16 protein-coding genes are annotated in these 16,687 nt (G+C 63.8%); 10 read left to right on the top strand and 6 right to left on the bottom strand.

The genetic code is table 11. The features are described 5' to 3' along the window. Positions 1-306: 306 nt before the first annotated feature. Together FVP60_RS12500 and FVP60_RS12495 are read right to left on the bottom strand one after the other, a co-directional pair. Positions 307-1,647 (bottom strand): HNH endonuclease, encoded by a 1,341-nt coding sequence (locus FVP60_RS12500; protein ID WP_147826628.1) that lies wholly within the window; start codon positions 1,645-1,647, stop codon positions 307-309. A 297-nt stretch (positions 1,648-1,944) separates the two neighbouring features. Next, positions 1,945-2,499: an NADPH-dependent FMN reductase gene (locus FVP60_RS12495; RefSeq protein WP_187240674.1), complete on the bottom strand. Its 555-nt coding sequence runs from the start codon at positions 2,497-2,499 to the stop codon at positions 1,945-1,947. A 314-nt stretch (positions 2,500-2,813) separates the two neighbouring features. Here FVP60_RS12495 and FVP60_RS12490 point away from each other — a divergent pair, with 314 nt between their 5' ends. The 10 genes from FVP60_RS12490 to FVP60_RS12445 all read left to right on the top strand — a co-directional run bounded on the left by FVP60_RS12490 (position 2,814) and on the right by FVP60_RS12445 (position 11,181). Continuing rightward, positions 2,814-3,491 carry a GntR family transcriptional regulator gene (locus tag FVP60_RS12490; RefSeq protein WP_246132615.1) on the top strand — a complete coding sequence of 226 codons (678 nt, stop codon included), beginning with the start codon at positions 2,814-2,816 and terminating at the stop codon, positions 3,489-3,491. A gap of 74 nt (positions 3,492-3,565) precedes the next feature. Beyond that, complete coding sequence (locus FVP60_RS12485; RefSeq protein ID WP_147826626.1) at positions 3,566-4,327, top strand: MBL fold metallo-hydrolase; 762 nt, start codon at positions 3,566-3,568, stop codon at positions 4,325-4,327. Between the two features lie 26 nt (positions 4,328-4,353). Beyond that, complete coding sequence (locus FVP60_RS12480; RefSeq protein ID WP_147826625.1) at positions 4,354-5,139, top strand: NAD-dependent epimerase/dehydratase family protein; 786 nt, start codon at positions 4,354-4,356, stop codon at positions 5,137-5,139. Next, positions 5,136-6,128: a phosphoglycerate dehydrogenase gene (locus FVP60_RS12475; RefSeq protein WP_246132614.1), complete on the top strand. Its 993-nt coding sequence runs from the start codon at positions 5,136-5,138 to the stop codon at positions 6,126-6,128. The genes FVP60_RS12480 and FVP60_RS12475 overlap by 4 nt, the downstream gene beginning before the upstream one ends. Continuing rightward, entirely contained in the window at positions 6,125-6,931 is an 807-nt protein-coding gene (locus FVP60_RS12470; protein ID WP_147826624.1) for a hydroxypyruvate isomerase family protein, read from the top strand. The genes FVP60_RS12475 and FVP60_RS12470 overlap by 4 nt, the downstream gene beginning before the upstream one ends. Continuing rightward, a complete protein-coding gene (locus FVP60_RS12465; RefSeq protein ID WP_147826623.1) occupies positions 6,928-7,596 on the top strand; it encodes a hypothetical protein in 669 nt (222 codons plus the stop codon). Before FVP60_RS12470 ends, FVP60_RS12465 begins: the two co-directional genes overlap by 4 nt. Beyond that, positions 7,593-8,837, top strand: coding sequence for a 3-oxo-tetronate kinase (gene otnK / locus FVP60_RS12460; protein WP_147826622.1), 1,245 nt, complete (start codon positions 7,593-7,595; stop codon positions 8,835-8,837). Before FVP60_RS12465 ends, otnK begins: the two co-directional genes overlap by 4 nt. Continuing rightward, on the top strand, positions 8,830-9,468 hold the full coding sequence (locus FVP60_RS12455) for a class II aldolase/adducin family protein (RefSeq protein WP_147826621.1): 639 nt from the start codon (positions 8,830-8,832) through the stop codon (positions 9,466-9,468). The genes otnK and FVP60_RS12455 overlap by 8 nt, the downstream gene beginning before the upstream one ends. Beyond that, positions 9,465-10,139, top strand: a complete 675-nt coding sequence (locus FVP60_RS12450) for a molybdate ABC transporter substrate-binding protein (RefSeq protein ID WP_147826620.1) — start codon at positions 9,465-9,467, stop codon at positions 10,137-10,139. Before FVP60_RS12455 ends, FVP60_RS12450 begins: the two co-directional genes overlap by 4 nt. A 49-nt stretch (positions 10,140-10,188) precedes the next feature. Then, the gene (locus FVP60_RS12445; protein WP_187240673.1) at positions 10,189-11,181 is read left to right on the top strand and encodes a nucleoside hydrolase; all 993 of its coding nucleotides are present in this window, start codon (positions 10,189-10,191) and stop codon (positions 11,179-11,181) included. Positions 11,182-11,247: 66 nt separating this feature from the next. On the opposite strand, the gene FVP60_RS12440 is transcribed toward FVP60_RS12445, so the two are convergent. The 4 genes from FVP60_RS12440 to FVP60_RS12425 form a co-directional block, all read right to left on the bottom strand. Then, positions 11,248-11,667 carry a cytidine/deoxycytidylate deaminase family protein gene (locus FVP60_RS12440; RefSeq protein ID WP_147826618.1) on the bottom strand — a complete coding sequence of 140 codons (420 nt, stop codon included), beginning with the start codon at positions 11,665-11,667 and terminating at the stop codon, positions 11,248-11,250. Positions 11,668-11,824: 157 nt separating this feature from the next. Further along, positions 11,825-12,781 (bottom strand): nucleoside hydrolase, encoded by a 957-nt coding sequence (locus FVP60_RS12435; protein WP_147826617.1) that lies wholly within the window; start codon positions 12,779-12,781, stop codon positions 11,825-11,827. An 86-nt stretch (positions 12,782-12,867) separates the two neighbouring features. Further along, positions 12,868-14,187 carry an MFS transporter gene (locus tag FVP60_RS12430; RefSeq protein WP_147826616.1) on the bottom strand — a complete coding sequence of 440 codons (1,320 nt, stop codon included), beginning with the start codon at positions 14,185-14,187 and terminating at the stop codon, positions 12,868-12,870. Between the two features lie 197 nt (positions 14,188-14,384). Then, positions 14,385-16,508, bottom strand: coding sequence for a DUF262 domain-containing protein (locus tag FVP60_RS12425; RefSeq protein ID WP_147826615.1), 2,124 nt, complete (start codon positions 16,506-16,508; stop codon positions 14,385-14,387). Positions 16,509-16,687: the final 179 nt, after the last annotated feature.

Raw genomic sequence — 16,687 nt, 5'->3', positions numbered from 1 at the left:
TCCCACGCCTGGCTTGTGGGTTGTTTTTCACCCTATCGACGGGGGTGGTTTGGGCGCTCGGATGGAGTTTTCTTCCTTTCGACCGGCGTTTTGTGTCGCGTTTCACCCGAATCGGCGGCGCGTTTGCGCGAAGTTTTCGATCGGTCGTTTCACCGTGGTGCTCCACCGGGTGTTGGTTGCCCGCCCGGGATTGCCCCGCCCGGGATTGCCGGGCTGCCGGGCTGTCTTGCCGGGCTGCCGGGCTGCCGGGTTGTATTGCCAGGCTGCCGGGTTGCCGGGCTGCCGGGTTGTCTTGCGGCTCCCCGGTTAGGCCGCGAGGTCGTAGCGGGCTCGTCCGCCGAGGCGGGGTGTGCCTTGCGGGTCGATATGGGGCGGCGGGACGAACCACACTTTGGCCTTGATACCTGTGCCGGTGATGCGGATATTCCAGTCGTTGTCGTGTATGCGGTGATGGCAGGTTTCGCAGAGCAGGACGCCGTTGTCGAGGTCGGTTGGGCCGCGATCGCGTTGCCACCATCGAATGTGATGCGCGCGGGTCATTTCGGGCGGTAATCCGCACATCGCGCAGCCTCCGTCGCGTTCGGCGAGCGCGAGGCGTTGCGCGCGGGTGAAGAGCCGCTTTTCGCGACCCCAGTCGAGAATTTCGCTCTCGCTGCCGAGCACGCAGGGGATGGTTCCGCCGTTGGCGGCCATGCGGCGTGCGGCGCTGGCGCTGATCGGCTGGTCGATACCGTCGATGGTCGCCGACCCGGTGTTTGTTTCGTCTTGTAAGTCGGTGAGCGTCATGCGAACGATGATCGTTGCGCCGGCGAGATTGGGGCCTTTGGCCTTGCATTCGAGCATGTGCGCGCAGAACAGGCTGAGCGCGTCGGCCTGCAACATCGGGACGGAACGCTTGTCTCCCTCGGGGTCAACCGCTTCTTTGCGCGCGGCGAACGTTGCACTCACATATCCCCGTAGCGCCGAGACGATGGGTGCGGCCGACTCAACATCGAACTTTGCGGTGAGGTGAACGAATCCGTCTCGCTCGAAGAGGGTGAGTGATCGTTGTGCTTGCCGTTCTTGCTCGCGTGGCTCAATCCCGTCTGGATCGAGCCACGCCTCGGCTCGCACGATCAGCTTGCGTACGTCGTCGATTGCGAGGCCGGTGGCCGACTCGACCAGTATGCGTTCGCCTTCTTGGGTTTGCGCCGCACCGGCCGCCATGCGACACCGGTCGAGGAGAACCGTGATGAGTGACGCGGCTGGCGCCCCGAGTGTTCCGGCTTCGAGGGCCGCGGCAACGAGTGGGTACTTTGCCGGCAGTCGCGCGCCAAGGAGATCTGTGCGCGCTGCGGTGCTCTCGCCGACCTTGATGAGACGTATTGCGTCGCCCGTCGAGACGCCGAGGGTCGTGGAGAGCATCTTCGCCGGTGTGCGAAATCCGTGTTGCTTCGCGAGTGAGTCTGCCCCGAGATCGGCGCGTGACTCTTTCGCAAGCCCCGCCGCGATATCGACCTGCACGGCATCGAGGCGTCGCCTCGCGACTCCAACGGCCTCCATCGCCGAAATGAGTTGCTTTCTCGAAAGATCGTTCGAATCAGAAGCATCGGCCCATGCCTCGGAGAGGCTTGATATTGCCTCTAAAAGGAGCGTCAACTTCGACATGCCCCCATTCTACCTCGATCTGGTAGCTTTGTCGAATAAATCTTCTAAAAAATGTCCAAGTGATCGTGGAGAACCTCGAATGTTGAGACGCGAGCCCCCGGGCAATTCGAGGGCGCGCAAGCAGCTCCGCATATCTCTCGCGAGGATGGCGCCCCGGTGCTCGACGGCGACGCCCTTACGCATCGCAACGCAAAGGGGCGCCCGAAACCAAACGGTTCCAGGCGCCCCTTTCGCTCACCGGCTCACGCCGCCGCGCCAGCACACGCCAACGACGCCACGCGTGCGGGCAGAGCCTACTTACGCGGCGACAACCTCGGCGCCAGCGAGCGAGAGCTCATCCAGCATCGATGCGAGGGTGTCGTTGAGCTCAACGGGTGCGACGAGCTTGCCGTCGTTGTCGAGCATGGTCCACGGAGTCTGCACCTGCAGGTCGATGCTGGTGCGGTCCAGCTTGAGGTTGCGCAGCACGAAGTCGAGCTGGCCGATCATGCGGCTTTCGGGGTAGGCGCCGTAGCCGATGATGCCCGCCGGCTTGCCCTGCCACTCGGCGAGGAGGTAGTCAAGCGCGTTCTTCAGCACGCCGGGGTAGGAGCCGTTGTACTCCGGGCTGACGATCAAAAAGGCGTCCGCCGCGGCGACGCGCTCGGCCCAAGCGAGGGTGTGGGGCAGCTCATACTGACCCATCATGGGCGGGTGCGCCTCGTCGAAGAACGGCAGGCCAATCTCCTGCAGATCAGCGACATCGACGGTCAAATCTGCGCGCTCGTTAGCCGCACTGATAACCCAGTCTGCGACGGTGTGACCGATGCGGGCCTGGCGGGTGCTGGCGACGATGACCATAAGAGTGGGCACGAAAGACTCCTGAGGGGGTTGTGAAAACAGAAGACACCGCATCCTCGCGGACTGCGGCGTCGAAAGGGGGTAACGGCGGTATTCGGGGGAGTATCCCCGCAATCGCTCACGAATTGCACGTCGATGCGCGCAGTGAGGCGGAACCATATGGTTCCACCTCCGCACCGGGTTGCACCCCAGAGCCGCTTACGGAACAGCGCCGGAACCAAACACCCCACCCACCCCCACCACCAACCAGCACCCCCCAAACCCCCCGAAACCCGGCCCCGGAGGGCATGGGCGGTAGGCTCAATGCTGATTCAGATAATCAACGCATGGGAGAGCTAGTGGCCGAGCGCAAGTCATCGCGGCAACCGATCGCTGATCAGATGTATGACCTACTTCTGCATCAGTTCATGTCGGGGGAGCGCGGAGCGGGCGAAAGCCTGAACATTGGCGCCCTCTCGCGCGAGCTTGACGTCAGCCAGACGCCGCTTCGTGAGGCGCTTGCGCGCTTGGAGTACACGGGTCTCGTTCAGCGGGAGGCGCTTCGCGGATACCGCGTCGCACCAATGATGACGCGCGCCGAGGTTGAGCAGCTGAAGGAAGCACGTCTTGTGCTGGAGCCCCGTCTTGCGCACGATGCCGCGCTGCGTATCACGCCCGAGTTTCTCGCCGCGTTGCGCGAGAGCATGGATGAGTTTGAGCGCTCGGCCGATGCCGCAGACATGGAGACCGAAGGGTTTGACATGTACTGGCGCTCGGACAACCGCTTTCACACCCTGATCGCCGAGCAATCTGGCAACCAGTTCTTGGAGCTGGCATACGCGGCGCTTGCCGGTCAGGTGCAGCGGTTCCGACTCTTCTCTAAGTTCGGTCGCACGGGTGCGCGTCAGGCTGCGCCGGAACACGGTGCGATTTTCGATGCGCTCGCGGCGGGTGATGCAGATGCCGCGGCAGAAGCGATGCGCTTGCACGTTGTCGGCGCTACGCAGCGCCTACTGGGTAGCTAAGACGGCGACAACCATAGACAAAGCCATGAGGAATCCAATACTATAGTGAATAATATAGGACTGGAGGTGCAACGATGCAGACACAGCAGACCCCGGCGCGGTACGTCGCGCACCCGCTCGTTGAGGGCTTTCCCGGCAAGTCCGCCTCGCACGGCGCCTTCGGTTGGAGCAGCCTCTGGCTTCTCGACGACGGAACGCGCCGCGTCCTGATTGATGCGGGGCAACCCGCGTACATTCCGCTGATTCACGAGTCGCTTGATCGCCTCGGCCTCGCCTCGGCAGACATCACCGACGTTCTGCTGACCCACATGCACTGGGATCACGTCGCCAACTTCACGATGTTCCAGAACGCCGTCACCTGGGTGGGGGAGCAAGAACTCGCCTGGGCGGCAGAGCAGCCGGCCGGAACCAAGTTCATCCCCGATTTGCACGTGCAGGAGCTGATGCGCCGCACCGAAGGCGTCGAACGGATGCGGGAGGGCCAAGAGGTGCTGCCCGGAATCCACGCGATTGCCGCCCCGGGCCACACGCCACATCACCTCGCATTCTTTACCGACCGCGCGGAAAATTCCCTCGTCTTCGCCGGCGACTCCGTGAAGAACATTCACGAATTGGCCACCTCGCACGTCGACTCCACGATGGACGAAGACGCCAGCGTTCGCACCATCGATCGCCTGCGCTCGCTGATGACCGACACCGACGCAACCCTGCTGCCCGGCCATGACGTCGGCCTCAGCATCATCGACCGTGAGGTGCAGCGCCTGCGAGAGCAGCGCGCCCAGATCAGCTTCTTTGCCGACGCCCTGAGCCCCGAGAGCGACCGCAGCATCGGCTGAGCCGGTGCTGCCACGAAAGGACACTCATGACTTCCGTCCTCTATACCGGAGGCGCTGGCCGTATGGGCCGCGTGATTCGCGAAGGACTCGCCGGTCGATACGAGCGCGTCGTCCTCTACGTGCGCAGCGAACCCGTCGAACCCCTCTTCGCGGGTGAAGAGGTCGTCGTCGGCGACCTCGGTGACCTGCAAGCTTTGACCGCCGCCGCCCAGGGTATTGACGTCATCGTGCACCTCGGCGCTGTCGCCGACGAAGCCTCATTTGAGCGCATCCGCGAGGCCAACATTGATGGCACCTACAACGTCTACGAGGCGGCCCGCCTCGCGGGCGTGCGCCGCGTCGTGTTCGCCAGCTCCAACCACATCATCGGTTTTCACCCCGCCTCCGAGCGTCTCGACGAGACCGCTTCGATTCGCCCAGACACCTATTACGGCGTCTCGAAAGCGTTTGGCGAAGCGCTGGCGAGCCTGTACTACGACAAGTGGGGCGTCGAGTCGGTGCTGCTGCGCATCGGAACCTTCCGTCCCGCTCCAGAGGATGTGCGCCAGTTGGCGCTATGGCTGAGCTGGCGCGATGGCATCGAGCTCACCCGGTGCGCGATCGAGAGCGGCCCCGTCGGCTGCCAGGTCGTCTACGGCGTCTCGGCAAACACCGACAGTTGGTGGGACGCGCAGGCCGGCTGGGCCGCCATCGGATTTACCCCGCAAGACAATGCGGCAGACCACGCGCAGAACATTGACCGCAGTGTTCCTGCCCCCAAATATCACGGCGGAGCATTCACCGCTTCCGAATACCAAGGAGGAATCTGGTGACCGAAAACACCACGTCCCACGATGTCCTGATCACGACCGCCTTCCTCAACCCGGGCGACGAAGTTGACGCGATGCTGCGTGGTTCCGGTCTCACGACCCACCACGAGCCGAACCTCACCGCCCTCGCCGAGGCCGACCGTCGCGCGCTGCTGGCCTCCACACGCGCCATCATCGCCGGTACCCAGCCGCTGACGGCGGGTGACCTCGCCAGCGCCCCGAACCTGGAGATCGTTGTTCGCACCGGCGTCGGCTACGACAGCGTTGATGTCGCCGCGGCGAGCGAGCAGGGCATTCCGGTGTGTGTCACCGCCGGCGCCAACCGCCAGGCCGTTGCCGAACACGTCTTTGCCCTCATGCTGGGCGTTGCCCGTCGTATTCCCGAGAACATCAGCAATCTGGCGGCAGGCACCTGGCAGCAACTCACCGGCCGCGAGCTTCGCGGCGCGACACTGGGCGTGCTGGGGCTTGGATCCATCGGCAAGGCCGTCGCCACGATTGCCGCGGGCTTCGGCATGAACGTCATCGCCTATGACCCCTACTTTGACGACGTTTTCGCCGCGGCACACAATATTGCTCGCGCCGAGCTTGACGACGTTCTTGCCCAGTCCGATTTCGTCACGCTGCATCTGTTCCTCGACGATTCGACGCGCAACCTCATCAACGCGGAGCGCCTGCGTCTCATGAAGAACGACGCGATTCTGGTGAACACGGCCCGTGGCGGCATTGTTGACGAAGCCGCCCTCGTTGACGCCGTTCGCAACGGTGTTATCGGCGGCGCCGCGCTCGACGTCTTCGAGCACGAACCCCTGCCCGCAGACAGTGCGCTGCTGCACACTCCTGGCATCCTCGCCACCACCCACGTTGCGGGTGCAACCCGTGAAGCTCGTGGCGAGTCTGGCCGGATGGCTGCGACCAACGTCATCAACGTTCTCGCCGGAGGCGATGCACAGTTCGTCGTGAACCCGGCGTACCAAGAGGGTGCCGCATGATCATCCAGACATCGGGCGGCCCGCTTCGGCTGGCGGCCAACCTCAAATGGATGTACACCGAGCTCCCCTTCGAAGCGCGCTTTGATGCGGCGGCCGCGGCAGGATTCACCGGGGTTGAGTTTGCATCCCCCTACGAACTGCCCGCTGCCCGCGTGCGAGAGCTGCTTGATAACGCGGGCCTCACCCAGGCCCTGATCAACACTCCGGCCGGCACCGCTGGTTCCGCCACCGTCATGGGCGCCGCCTTCGTGCCTGGCGCTCGCGCTGAATTCCGCGAGGGCGTCGAGCGTGCTCTTGAATACGCGGATGTGCTGGGCAACCCGATCGTTCACGTGATGGCTGGCCTGCGGCCCGTGGATGCGGAACCAGAGCTGGCGTTTGCGACGTATGTCACCAACATCGAATGGGCGGCAGCGCAGGCTCGCGAGGCGGGCGTTCGCATCGTGCTTGAGGCCATCAACAAGCGCGAACAGCCCGCGTATGGCCTGGCTTCGATGGAGACGGCGGCCGCGGTAGCAGCCGCGGTTGATCCGGAGACTGTCGGCGTGCTTTTCGACGTGTATCACGCCCAGACAGACCGCGGAAATGTGATCGAACGTTTCGAACGACTTGCCCCGCTGGTTGGGCACGTACAGATCGCAGACAACCCCGGTCGCGGTGAGCCCGGAACGGGCGAAATTGCGTATGAGCGGGTGCTCGCGCGGATCGCCGCCAGCGGCTACGCCGGATGGGTTGGCTGCGAATATGGCCCGGTTGGTGACACCGACGAAGGCCTCAGCTGGATCGAAAGGATTGCCCAATGAACGATGTGAAAATCGCCCTGATTAGTGCGACCCCGCTGGCCATTGCTCCGGCGGCTTCCGCCGTAGGCGCGGTTTTTCCGAACAGCACGGTCTGGAACCTTCTCGATGACCGACTGCTTGCCGATCTGGGCCAGCAGGGTGAGATGACGGCGCCGCTGGCCGCTCGCATGGACACCCTCATCGACTCCGCCATCGCCGGCGGTGCCGACGGTGTGTTGCTGACCTGCTCGCAGTACGGCGTGCGCGCCGATCATCGTGATCTCGCCGCCGACGGTGTGGTCGTGTTCTCCGCCGACGGACCACTGTTCGACAAGACGGTGTCGCTCTCACCCGCCAACGTTCTCCTCGTGGCGTCTTTGGAGTCGGCGGCCGCTGACAGCTCGGCGCGCCTTGAGGCGGCCTTCGCCGCCGCCAACAAGACGACCTCCATCCGCTCTGTCGTGGTTCCTGCTGCGGCAAAGCCCCTCGCCACCGACGAGCTGGCCGATCACCTTGCTGCCGCCATCGCCGAGGTCACCGAGCCGTACGACGTGGTCGTGCTCGCTCAGTATTCCCTCGCCCCCGCGGCCGAGGCGTTGCGTACCCGCATCACGGTTCCGGTTCTCGACGGCCCGAGCGTTGCCGCCGCCAGCCTGCGCGATGTTATCGAGGCGTCCCCCCGATGATTGGTGTCATCGCCGATGATGTGACCGGTGCCACCGATGTGGCTGCGGCGCTCAGCCGTGAGGGCCTGCAGACGTTGCTCGCCTTCAACGCCGAGACCTCGGTCACCGAGGATGCCGACGCGATTGTGATTGGGCTGAAGACACGTTCGATTCCGGTGGCAGAAGCTGTCGCGACGAGTCTGGTGGCGCTGCGCTCCCTGGAAAATGCGGGCGCCACGCGCTTCTATTTCAAGTACTGCTCGACGTTCGACTCCACGGACGAGGGCAACATTGGGCCCGTCACGGAGGCGCTCGCCGAGGCGCTCGGGGTGTCCACCGTCGTGACGACCCCTGCGGCTCCGATTCACGGCCGCACCGTGAATGACGGCAATCTGTACGTCTTTGATGTTCCGTTGCACGAGACGCACATGGCGCACCACCCGATCACGCCGATGCGCGACTCAAATCTGGCGCGCCTGCTGACGCCGCAATCGCGCGGTGCCGTCATGACCCTGCCGCTCTCTGCCGCGCGCGATGGAGCCGTTGCCGTACGTGCAACGATCGCCGCGGCCGAGAGCGCAGGTGTTACGCAGGGGAGCGTGAGCGTGACGCAGGTGATTGCCGACGCCGTCACCGCAGCCGACCTGGCGATCATCGCCGAAGCGACAGATGACGCCGTGCTGACGGCCGGATCCGCCGGGCTCATCGGCGCCATTGCCGAACGTCAGGCCGCATCCGGTCGCACCGTTTCTGCACCGCCGGCCGGTCGCACCGCGATCATCGCCGGAAGCTGCTCGCGCCGCACTCTCGAGCAAATCGCCGCGTTCGAGTCGTCGGGCGGATTGTCGCATCGCGTCGTCGCGGCACCGGGCCAGACCGCGGCTCAGCTGGCTGAAGCAGCGCTGACGTGGTGGGACGAACAGCCCACAGACACGTCGGCGATGATCTACTCGTCAAGCTCTGCTGAAGAACGCAATGACGAACTGCCCGAGGCCGGAGAACTGTACGAACAGGTGGCAGGAATCGTCGCCAACGGCCTGGCTCATCGTGGCGTTCAGCGCATGCTCGTCGCGGGAGGCGAGACGTCGGGTGCCGTGATTCGTGAACTCGGAACCACGGTTGCCGTGGTGGGAGATGAGGCCGCCGTGGGTGCGCCGTGGATTCACGACGTTGCCGGTGGCGTGCATCTTGTGCTGAAGTCAGGAAACTTTGGCGAGGTCGACATGTTCACGTCGCTTGCCGGAGGCGCGAGCCATGACTGAGTTGCGCAAGACTCTCGAACGAGTCGCGCACTCGATCCACCGGCGCGGTCTCACCCACGGTCGTACGGGCAATCTGGCCGTGCGCGAAGGTGATCACATTCTCGTGACGCCGACCGGCGTGAGCCTGGCCGATGTCTCGGCCGCCGAGCTTTCTGTTCTCGACGCTGACGGCCGTCATCTCGATGGCCCGCCGCCCACAAAAGAGGCGTTCTTGCACGTCGCCGTGCTGCAGTCGAGGCCGACGGCACAGGCAATTGTGCACACACACTCGGTGCACGCGGCGGCGCTCTCGTGCTTAGCCGACCTTGATCAGGCGCAACCACTGCCGCCGCTCACGGCCTACTACGGCATGCGGGTCGCACCCCTCGAAGTGTTGCCCTACTTTGCACCCGGCGACAAGGCGGCGACCGAGGCCGTGCAGCAAGCGGCCACGCGCTCGCACGCGCTGCTCTTGCGCAACCACGGCCCCGTTATTGCCGGGAGTGATCTGGAGTCGGCGCTGGACGCGCTCGAAGAGCTCGAACACACCGCGCAAATCTTCTTCCTCACCCAGGGGATGCGCACCGCACCCCTGACGGAACATCAGCTCGCTGCGCTGCAGCCTCAGACCCCTCAGGAGCCCCGCCCATGATCACTCTCTACAGCGGACTCGTTGTTCGACAGCCTCTCGTTGAAGAACTCATCCCGGCGTTCGAAGCGGCCACCGGCGAGCGCATCGTGGCAACGTTTGAGCCGACGACCGTGCTGCTCGAAAAGATCGCAGCCGGTGAGCGCCCCGATCTGTTTCTCGGCGTTTCGGCCTCCGCGCACGATCTGGCCGCTCAGGGCATTTTGAACGCGGACACCGTCGTAGACATCGCGGTTTCGGCCGTCGGGTTTGCGCGGCTGGCTGACAGCCCTGCGCCGACGGCCGACACCGAAGAGGCGTTTGTGCAGTACCTGCGCGACTCGCGCGTCGCGTACACGCTCTCCGGCGCCAGCGGAATCCACTTCATGAATGTGCTCCGCGAGCGCGACCTGCTCGACGTCATCGACGAGCGCGCCGTGCGGTTCCCCGCGGGTCTCACCGCAGAAGCAGTGATCGACGGTCGCGCTGACGTCGCTATCCAGCAGGTCTCGGAGTTGCGTTCGGTTGCCGGCGAGCACGTGGTGGCGCCGATTCCGCACGCACTGCAGTCCTATGGTCGCTTCGCGATCGGCGCTGGCGTTGCTGCACCTCCATCCGCGCTGGCATTCGCGGCATCGCTCACCGAAGCCCGCGCGCAAGCGGCCTTCGCGAGCGTTGGACTCAGCGCGCCGTAAAGCTTCACCCTCACACCTGTTGCATCGAAGCAGCGGAAAGGCAGAAATCATGACGAAGAGAAAAGTGATCATCGACACCGACACGGGTGTTGACGACGCGCTGGCCATCATGCTGCTCGCAGCAGACCCCGAGGTGGATATCCTCGCGGTGGTCAGCGTCTTCGGAAACACCACGGGTGAGCGTGCGGCCGATAACGCACGCTACGTTCTCGACATCTGCGGGCGCCAGGATGTTCCGGTGTACCGTGGCAGCGATGTTCCGATCAAGCAGGAATTGCGCATGAACCCCGGCATTCACGGCGAGGACGGATTCGGAAACACCGGCTTGCGCCCCGAAGTATCGGTGGCGACCGAGCCCAACGGCGTTGACGTCGTGCTTGACCTGGTGTACCAGTACCCCGGCGAGATCGACTATCTCGCCATTGGCCCGCAGACCAACCTTGCCCGCGCGTTGGAGCGTGAACCCGAGCTGCTGCAGAAGCTGCGCAGCACGACGATCGTCGGCACGCTCGGCCCTGCGCTTTACCGCGACACGGAACCATGGGCTGATCGCCGGTTCCGCGTCTCGCGCGACCCCAACGTCACGTTCGACATCGACGCTGCTGAGGCCGTTGCCGCTCACGAGGGTGACGTGACGTGGTGTGGGCCCTATGTGACCCGCCAGGCGCTGGTTCCGGAGGACTTCTTCATCGAGATCGCGCAGTCGACGGGCTACGCGCCCGCCGAGCTGATCACCAAGATCAGCGCGGACTACGCGGGCTTCTACAGCCGCTCGTACCCGCAGCCCGGCGATGAGCGCGTTATGGGTATCAACGACAGCATGGCCGTCGCCGCCCTGCTTCGCCCTGACCTGATCACGGCATCGGTGATGCGCCCGCTGCAGACGTTCGAAGACCCGGCGACGGGTGACCGCTACCTGGCCGGCGTGCACCCGGTTAAGGATGAGACGCGTCCGGTGCAGCGGGTTGTGGTGGACATGAACTTTGACGGCGTGCTGGAGATGATCGGCGAGACTCTGCGTCGCCCCCTTCCCTGGCGCTAAGCCGCAACGAAGAATGCCCCCGAACTCACGCGAGTTCGGGGGCATTCTTCGTGGTTCGAAGTCTTCTTAGTCTTCGTACGCGCGAGCGCGGACCCATGGCATCGGCAGGAGTTCGTCGGGGGAAGCCGCGGCGACAACGCCGTCGCCGGTGTCGATGAGCACACGCAGTTCGTGGCCAAACTTCGGGATAAGTTCGCGGCACACCCCGCACGGGTTGATGACGTGCGGAACATCGTCAGCGCCGAGTCCGACAGAAACGATCGTGGTGATCGCCTCGTCGCCGCCGATTTTCGCGTTGGCGACCGCGCTGCTCTCGGCGCACACCTTGACGCGCGGGGTGGCGAGGCTCACGCCGAGGTACACGGCGCCCGAGACACCTCGGGCAGCGGCGGCAACCCGCACGGCGCGAGGGTCGTGCACGCGCGAGAGGAGGGCGGAGGCGGCCTCGATGAGCTCCGCGTCTGAGGGGAGGAGTGCTTGGGTCATGTCGTACCTTTCCTAAGTTCACGCGAAACACGATCGGTTCACGCAATACACGAAAGCCTTCGGGCGTGGTGGGGGGAGATCCACGGCCGAAGGCTTTCGCTGCTGACCATGCTCAGAGCAGGCAGCGGTCAATCACGCTAGTTGCTGGTTCCGAACGCTAGTTGCTGGTTCCGAACGCCGTGACGGCCTCAACGAGTGCATCGGCGACGGCCGGCGCGTCAATGTCCATCAGAACGTCAACGTTGGGCACGCCGCCCCAGCGGTCGATCATCTGCACGACGGTCTGGCCGCGAGCGTGCTTGCCGTCGAGCTCGACGTCGACGCGCAGGTGACGCACCTCGAACCAGTCGGGGTTGATGGCGTAGGCAACACACGGAACATCGTTCAGGTGCATGCCTTCGGTCTTCCACTCCGGCATCTCAGTGATGTCTTGGTGGCGGTCGGGGTAGCCGATCATTTCGCACAGCGCGCGACCCATGGGTGAACCCGATGCCCACAGCTTCTCGACGCGGTCAGGGGTGACCGAGAACTTGCGGCACACGTCAAGGCCAACCTGCGTCAGCTTGGCGCCAGACTGCACGACGATTTCGGCGGCTTCTGGGTCGTTGAAGATGTTGGCGCTGGCCACGGGGGATGCGTTGCCCCACGTGAGGGCGGCGCCGCCCATGTAGATGATGCGGCGCACGTTCTCTGCGAACTTTGGCTCCAGCGAGATCGCGAGGGCGACGTTCGTGAGCGGCGCGAGTGCCATGATGCTGATTTCGCCCGGGTTTGCCATTACGAGCTCGATCATCTTCTGCACGGCCTCGGTCGGGCCGTCGGTGCCGGGAGCCGGGTCGGGGTACTCCCAGAAGCCAACGCCGCTGGGGCGGTGGATGTGCTCGGCAAAGTTTGGTTCGCCAACGAGAGGGCGGGGCGCGCCCAGGTAGATCGGCAAGTCGGAACGACCCGAAAGGTGCGTGATCTTGCGGGCGTTGGCGGCCGCCTTCTGCACGTTCACGTTTCCGAAGTTGATGGTGAGCGCCTCGACGTGGAACTTGTCTGTGGCGAGTGCCCAGAACAGTGCTCCGGCGTCGTCGATGCCGGGGTCGGTGTCAATGATGAAGCGTTCCATGGTTCCGTTCTTTCTATGGTTCCGGTGTCTGTGCGAACCTGCGCGGTGCCGCCGACGTCGCCGACGGCACCGCGCAGAGAGCCGGACTACTTACCGACGAAGATGCCGTTGCGCTTCTTGGCTGCGAGATACAGGATCACGCTAATTGCGCACAGGATGGCGATGTAGACGGGGAAGACCCAGAACATGCCCTCGCCCTGAAGCCACAGCAACAGGTATGACGCGGTGCCACCGAAGAGGGCGACGCCAACGCCGTAGCCGAGGCCGAGGCCCGTGCCGCGGATGTGCTTGGGCAGCAGCGAGTTGGAGACGGTGACGAAGATCGTCATGTTGAGCAGCAGCACGATGGCGCCACCAAACATCACGCCGGCGAAGGTTCCGATGCCCGGCGCCGAGTACAGCAGCGAGAGGAAGATCGTCGGGATAGCGAGGATGCGAGCGATCACGAAGACCTTCGACATCGGGAATCGGTCGAGCACCTTGCTGAGCGCGAGAGCACCGAGCGTCATGAACACACCGAAGCCGGTCGTGATGCCGAAGACAGCGCTGGGGTCTTCCTGGTACGCGGCACGTGCCAGGTTGGGGAGGCCAGCGATCCACGTGTAGTTGTAGGCCTGGATGGCGCCGACGATGAAGACGGTTGCCAGAACGCTCAGCCAGTACTTGCGTACGTCAGCCCAGATGGCGCTGGAGGAGGCCTTCTTCTGTGCGGTCTCGGCGCGAGCGGTGTCAACGTCGAGGGTCTCGGGAAGGGTTGCGCGCAGCCACAGCACCAGCAGACCGAACAAGCCACCGATGATGAACGGAATGCGCCAGCCCCACTCAGCGAGGTTGTCGCCCGTGAGAATCTGCGTCAGGAAGAAGATCGACAGCGGAGCCAGCAGGTTGCCGAGGTTGTTGAAGAAGCCGAAGAAGCCCGAAACGTAGCCGGGGCGGTTCGGAACCAGTTCCAGCGCGTATGCGGTGCCGAGCGGCGCCTCAATACCTGCGGAGAGACCCTGCAGCAGGCGCATGGCGACGACGATGATCGGAGCCGCGACGCCGATGGTCTCGTAGTCGGGGAGGATGCCGATCACGAAGCTACCGAAGGCGACGGCGGCGATCGCGAATATCATGATCTTGCGGCGGCCGAGACGGTCGGCGATGGAACCAAAGATCACGCCACCGAGGGGGCGGGCAACAAAGCCGACGGCGAAGACGGCGAGCGCATTCAGGGTCGAGGCGAGTTCGTTGTCGGCGGGGAAGAAGTGGGCTCCGAGATACGAAGAAAGCAGGCCAAAGATTGCCCAGTCGTACCATTCGAGCGCGTGGCCCCAGCTGAGAGCGCGGAGGTGCTTGCGCTCGGTTTTGGTGGCTTTGCCTGTCAGCTGTGCTGACTCGGGCGCCGCGACGTCTTGTGCGTTCATGGAGCTCCTTTGCTCAACTCTCCGGGGGGATAGTCCGTGATTTCTGCGAACGCCTCGGGTGGGCGGCAGGTTTCAATCACTATAGTATAGCGCACGCTATTTGTGTGAGTTGGATTTGGGTGGAGGGGTAGGAACGCCGAAATTCCGCGTTATCTCGCGGCGAAGGTCACACCCCTTCGGGGCGTGTGTTGTGTGATTCAGTCGGCGAGCGTCGCGTGCTCGGCGAGGTATTCCGCTCGCACTTCGCTCAGCGAGCGATTGGTTCCTTCAAGAACCCACCACCACCAACCGTTCGCTGGCCGACCCGTCGCGCGTTGCGCGGCGCCCGAGGGGGAGTCCGCGACGGCGTCTCCGACCTGAAGCGACCCGTCTTCGAGCACGATGGCGAGCGCATCGGTGTGCTGCGGGTCTTGAAAGCGTGAACGAAGCCGCGACCCTGCGGGGAGAAGTCCCGAATTCACAAGGTGATGCACGTACACGCCGCTGAGAGTGGTTGGCCGCGTGCGCACCTCGGCGACCCGACCGACATGACCATCAGGAACGGGCCAGATGCCGAGAACCAGCTCAACGAGCTTTTCTGTGCGCGCCTCAATGTGCGCCTCGTCCCATGTCGCAGGGGCTGAACTGAGGACCTCGGATGTCAGTCGATTCACATCTTTGGTGAGCTCGTTGCGCTTGGAATCCCAGCTACCGTGGCTGAGCGAGCTGTTGAGTTTTTGGCTGGTTAACGTCAGGTTGCCAAGCTGATGGAGAATCACATCACGTGCTTGTTGCTGCTCCTCCGTTAGGTCAGCCACCCAGTGCTTGCGCCATTTTTGTGGCATGAGGTGTTCGATGGTTCCGCTATTGCGTGGAACGGGCTCCATCGCAAATCGCTTGCCGTCGGGATAGCCACGCTTAGAGTCTTCGATAGCTTCGAGCACCATGCGGAGCCGGTTGCGGCGGTACTTGAGATATGCCTTCGTACCGACGAGCGCTTCGCGAACCTCGCTATCGCCGGGCCAGTATCCGTGAGCGAGGTCCGTAGACGCGAGGTGCTGGGCGACAGCGTCCGCTTGTTCCGCTGGTGGTAGCGAGCGCAACGTTCTCAGTAGTTCAATGATGAAGCGGTTGGTTCCTTGCGAGGGCGCCTTCACCAGCGACCGACGAACAAACCAACTCTCCAGGGTCGTCACGATCTGGTTCTTGTCGGCCTGAGTGAGCGCGGCTTGTTCGGGCTCGTCAAGCCAGATAATGAGGGGGCGCGAAACCTCGGAGTCGAGGGTTCCGACGCGATAGCTGAAAAGTTCGACCCGGCTGAGCACGCCACTGTTCTTCTCGGAAGCCTCGATGATCTCGCGATAGCGATCCGCAGAAGTGCGAATATGAGCGAGGAGCGAGGGTATGTCTTTTGCGGACGTGTTCACGTAGTGCTTGAACTGCGTGAATACCTCGCGGATGGGGAACTCTTCGAGCGTTCGAGCGGTGAGCCATTGCCAGAGGAAAAGCGAGGCGCGAGGGTTGGTAACGCGACCCGTCGTGACCAACTCCTCCCACCACGGAGTTTCGAAGTCGGCCCAGTATTTGAGGTAAGCCTCTTCAGCGCCTTGCGGCGAGCCGGCGAAATTTTGGAAGACGAAGTTCTTGATGAGGTCGGCGGCGGACAGCGGAGTGCCTCGAGCGTTGAGTGTTTCGAAGATCGCCTGCGCGTCTTCGTACGCGTCGAGTCGAATCGCGGCGATTTCGAGGCGCTCAGTGATAGCCGGCACGAGCATTCGACCGCGCTGCTCCGCGATGTCGCCATCACCGAGCCAGGCATCGATCGCTTCGGAGAAATACCGGTGAGCGATGCTCAAGCGGGAATGCAGAATTGAGTCGTAATCGACGGGCGCCGGCGCAGCCATCACCGCGGCATAGCCTTCGCGGTCGCGGTTGGTGGGCCAGAGTTTGAAGCGGTCGGATTCATCGACACGGAAGTCGGTGGGATTCTCGATGAGGGGCAGAATCTGACCCGCGAGCTGTGACCATCCGCGCTGCTCGAGCTGACCGTGCAAGGCATCGAGCAGAATCTGCAGCGTGGTAAGTCGCTGTTGGCCGTCAATGACATTCCACGTCGGCAATGCGCCGAGCCCGGCCGGGGTCTGCTGCAGGACGATCGCCCCAAGAAAATGCGTTGCATTCTGATTGTGTTGCGCGATCACCTCGATGAGCCGAGTGATGTCGTTCCACAGCGGTTCCCACTGCAAGTCCTTTGACCACACGTACGGTCGCTGAAAGAGCGGAACCACGAATCGCGTTGGGTTGAAGAATACGTCTCGCGGCTTGACGACATCTGTTCTCATGGCGGCACCTAATCTGCTCGGTGGCGGCAACGCTGTCATCCGGAGCGTGTGTTCTTCCAACCCACTTCTCGTGGCACTTCCATCCTGGCGGATGCTGCCGCCATCGGCGTCAGCGGCTCGCCACGTCTCCCGACGCCTCCGAAAGCAAGGGGCGCCCGCAACCCCATGGTTCCAGGCGC

It is taken from the genome of Microbacterium mitrae, assembly GCF_008017445.1.
Classification (GTDB): Bacteria; Actinomycetota; Actinomycetes; order Actinomycetales; family Microbacteriaceae; genus Microbacterium; species Microbacterium mitrae.
The sequence above is the reverse complement of the archived record's forward strand: the minus strand, read 5'-3'. Positions and strand labels throughout refer to the sequence as shown.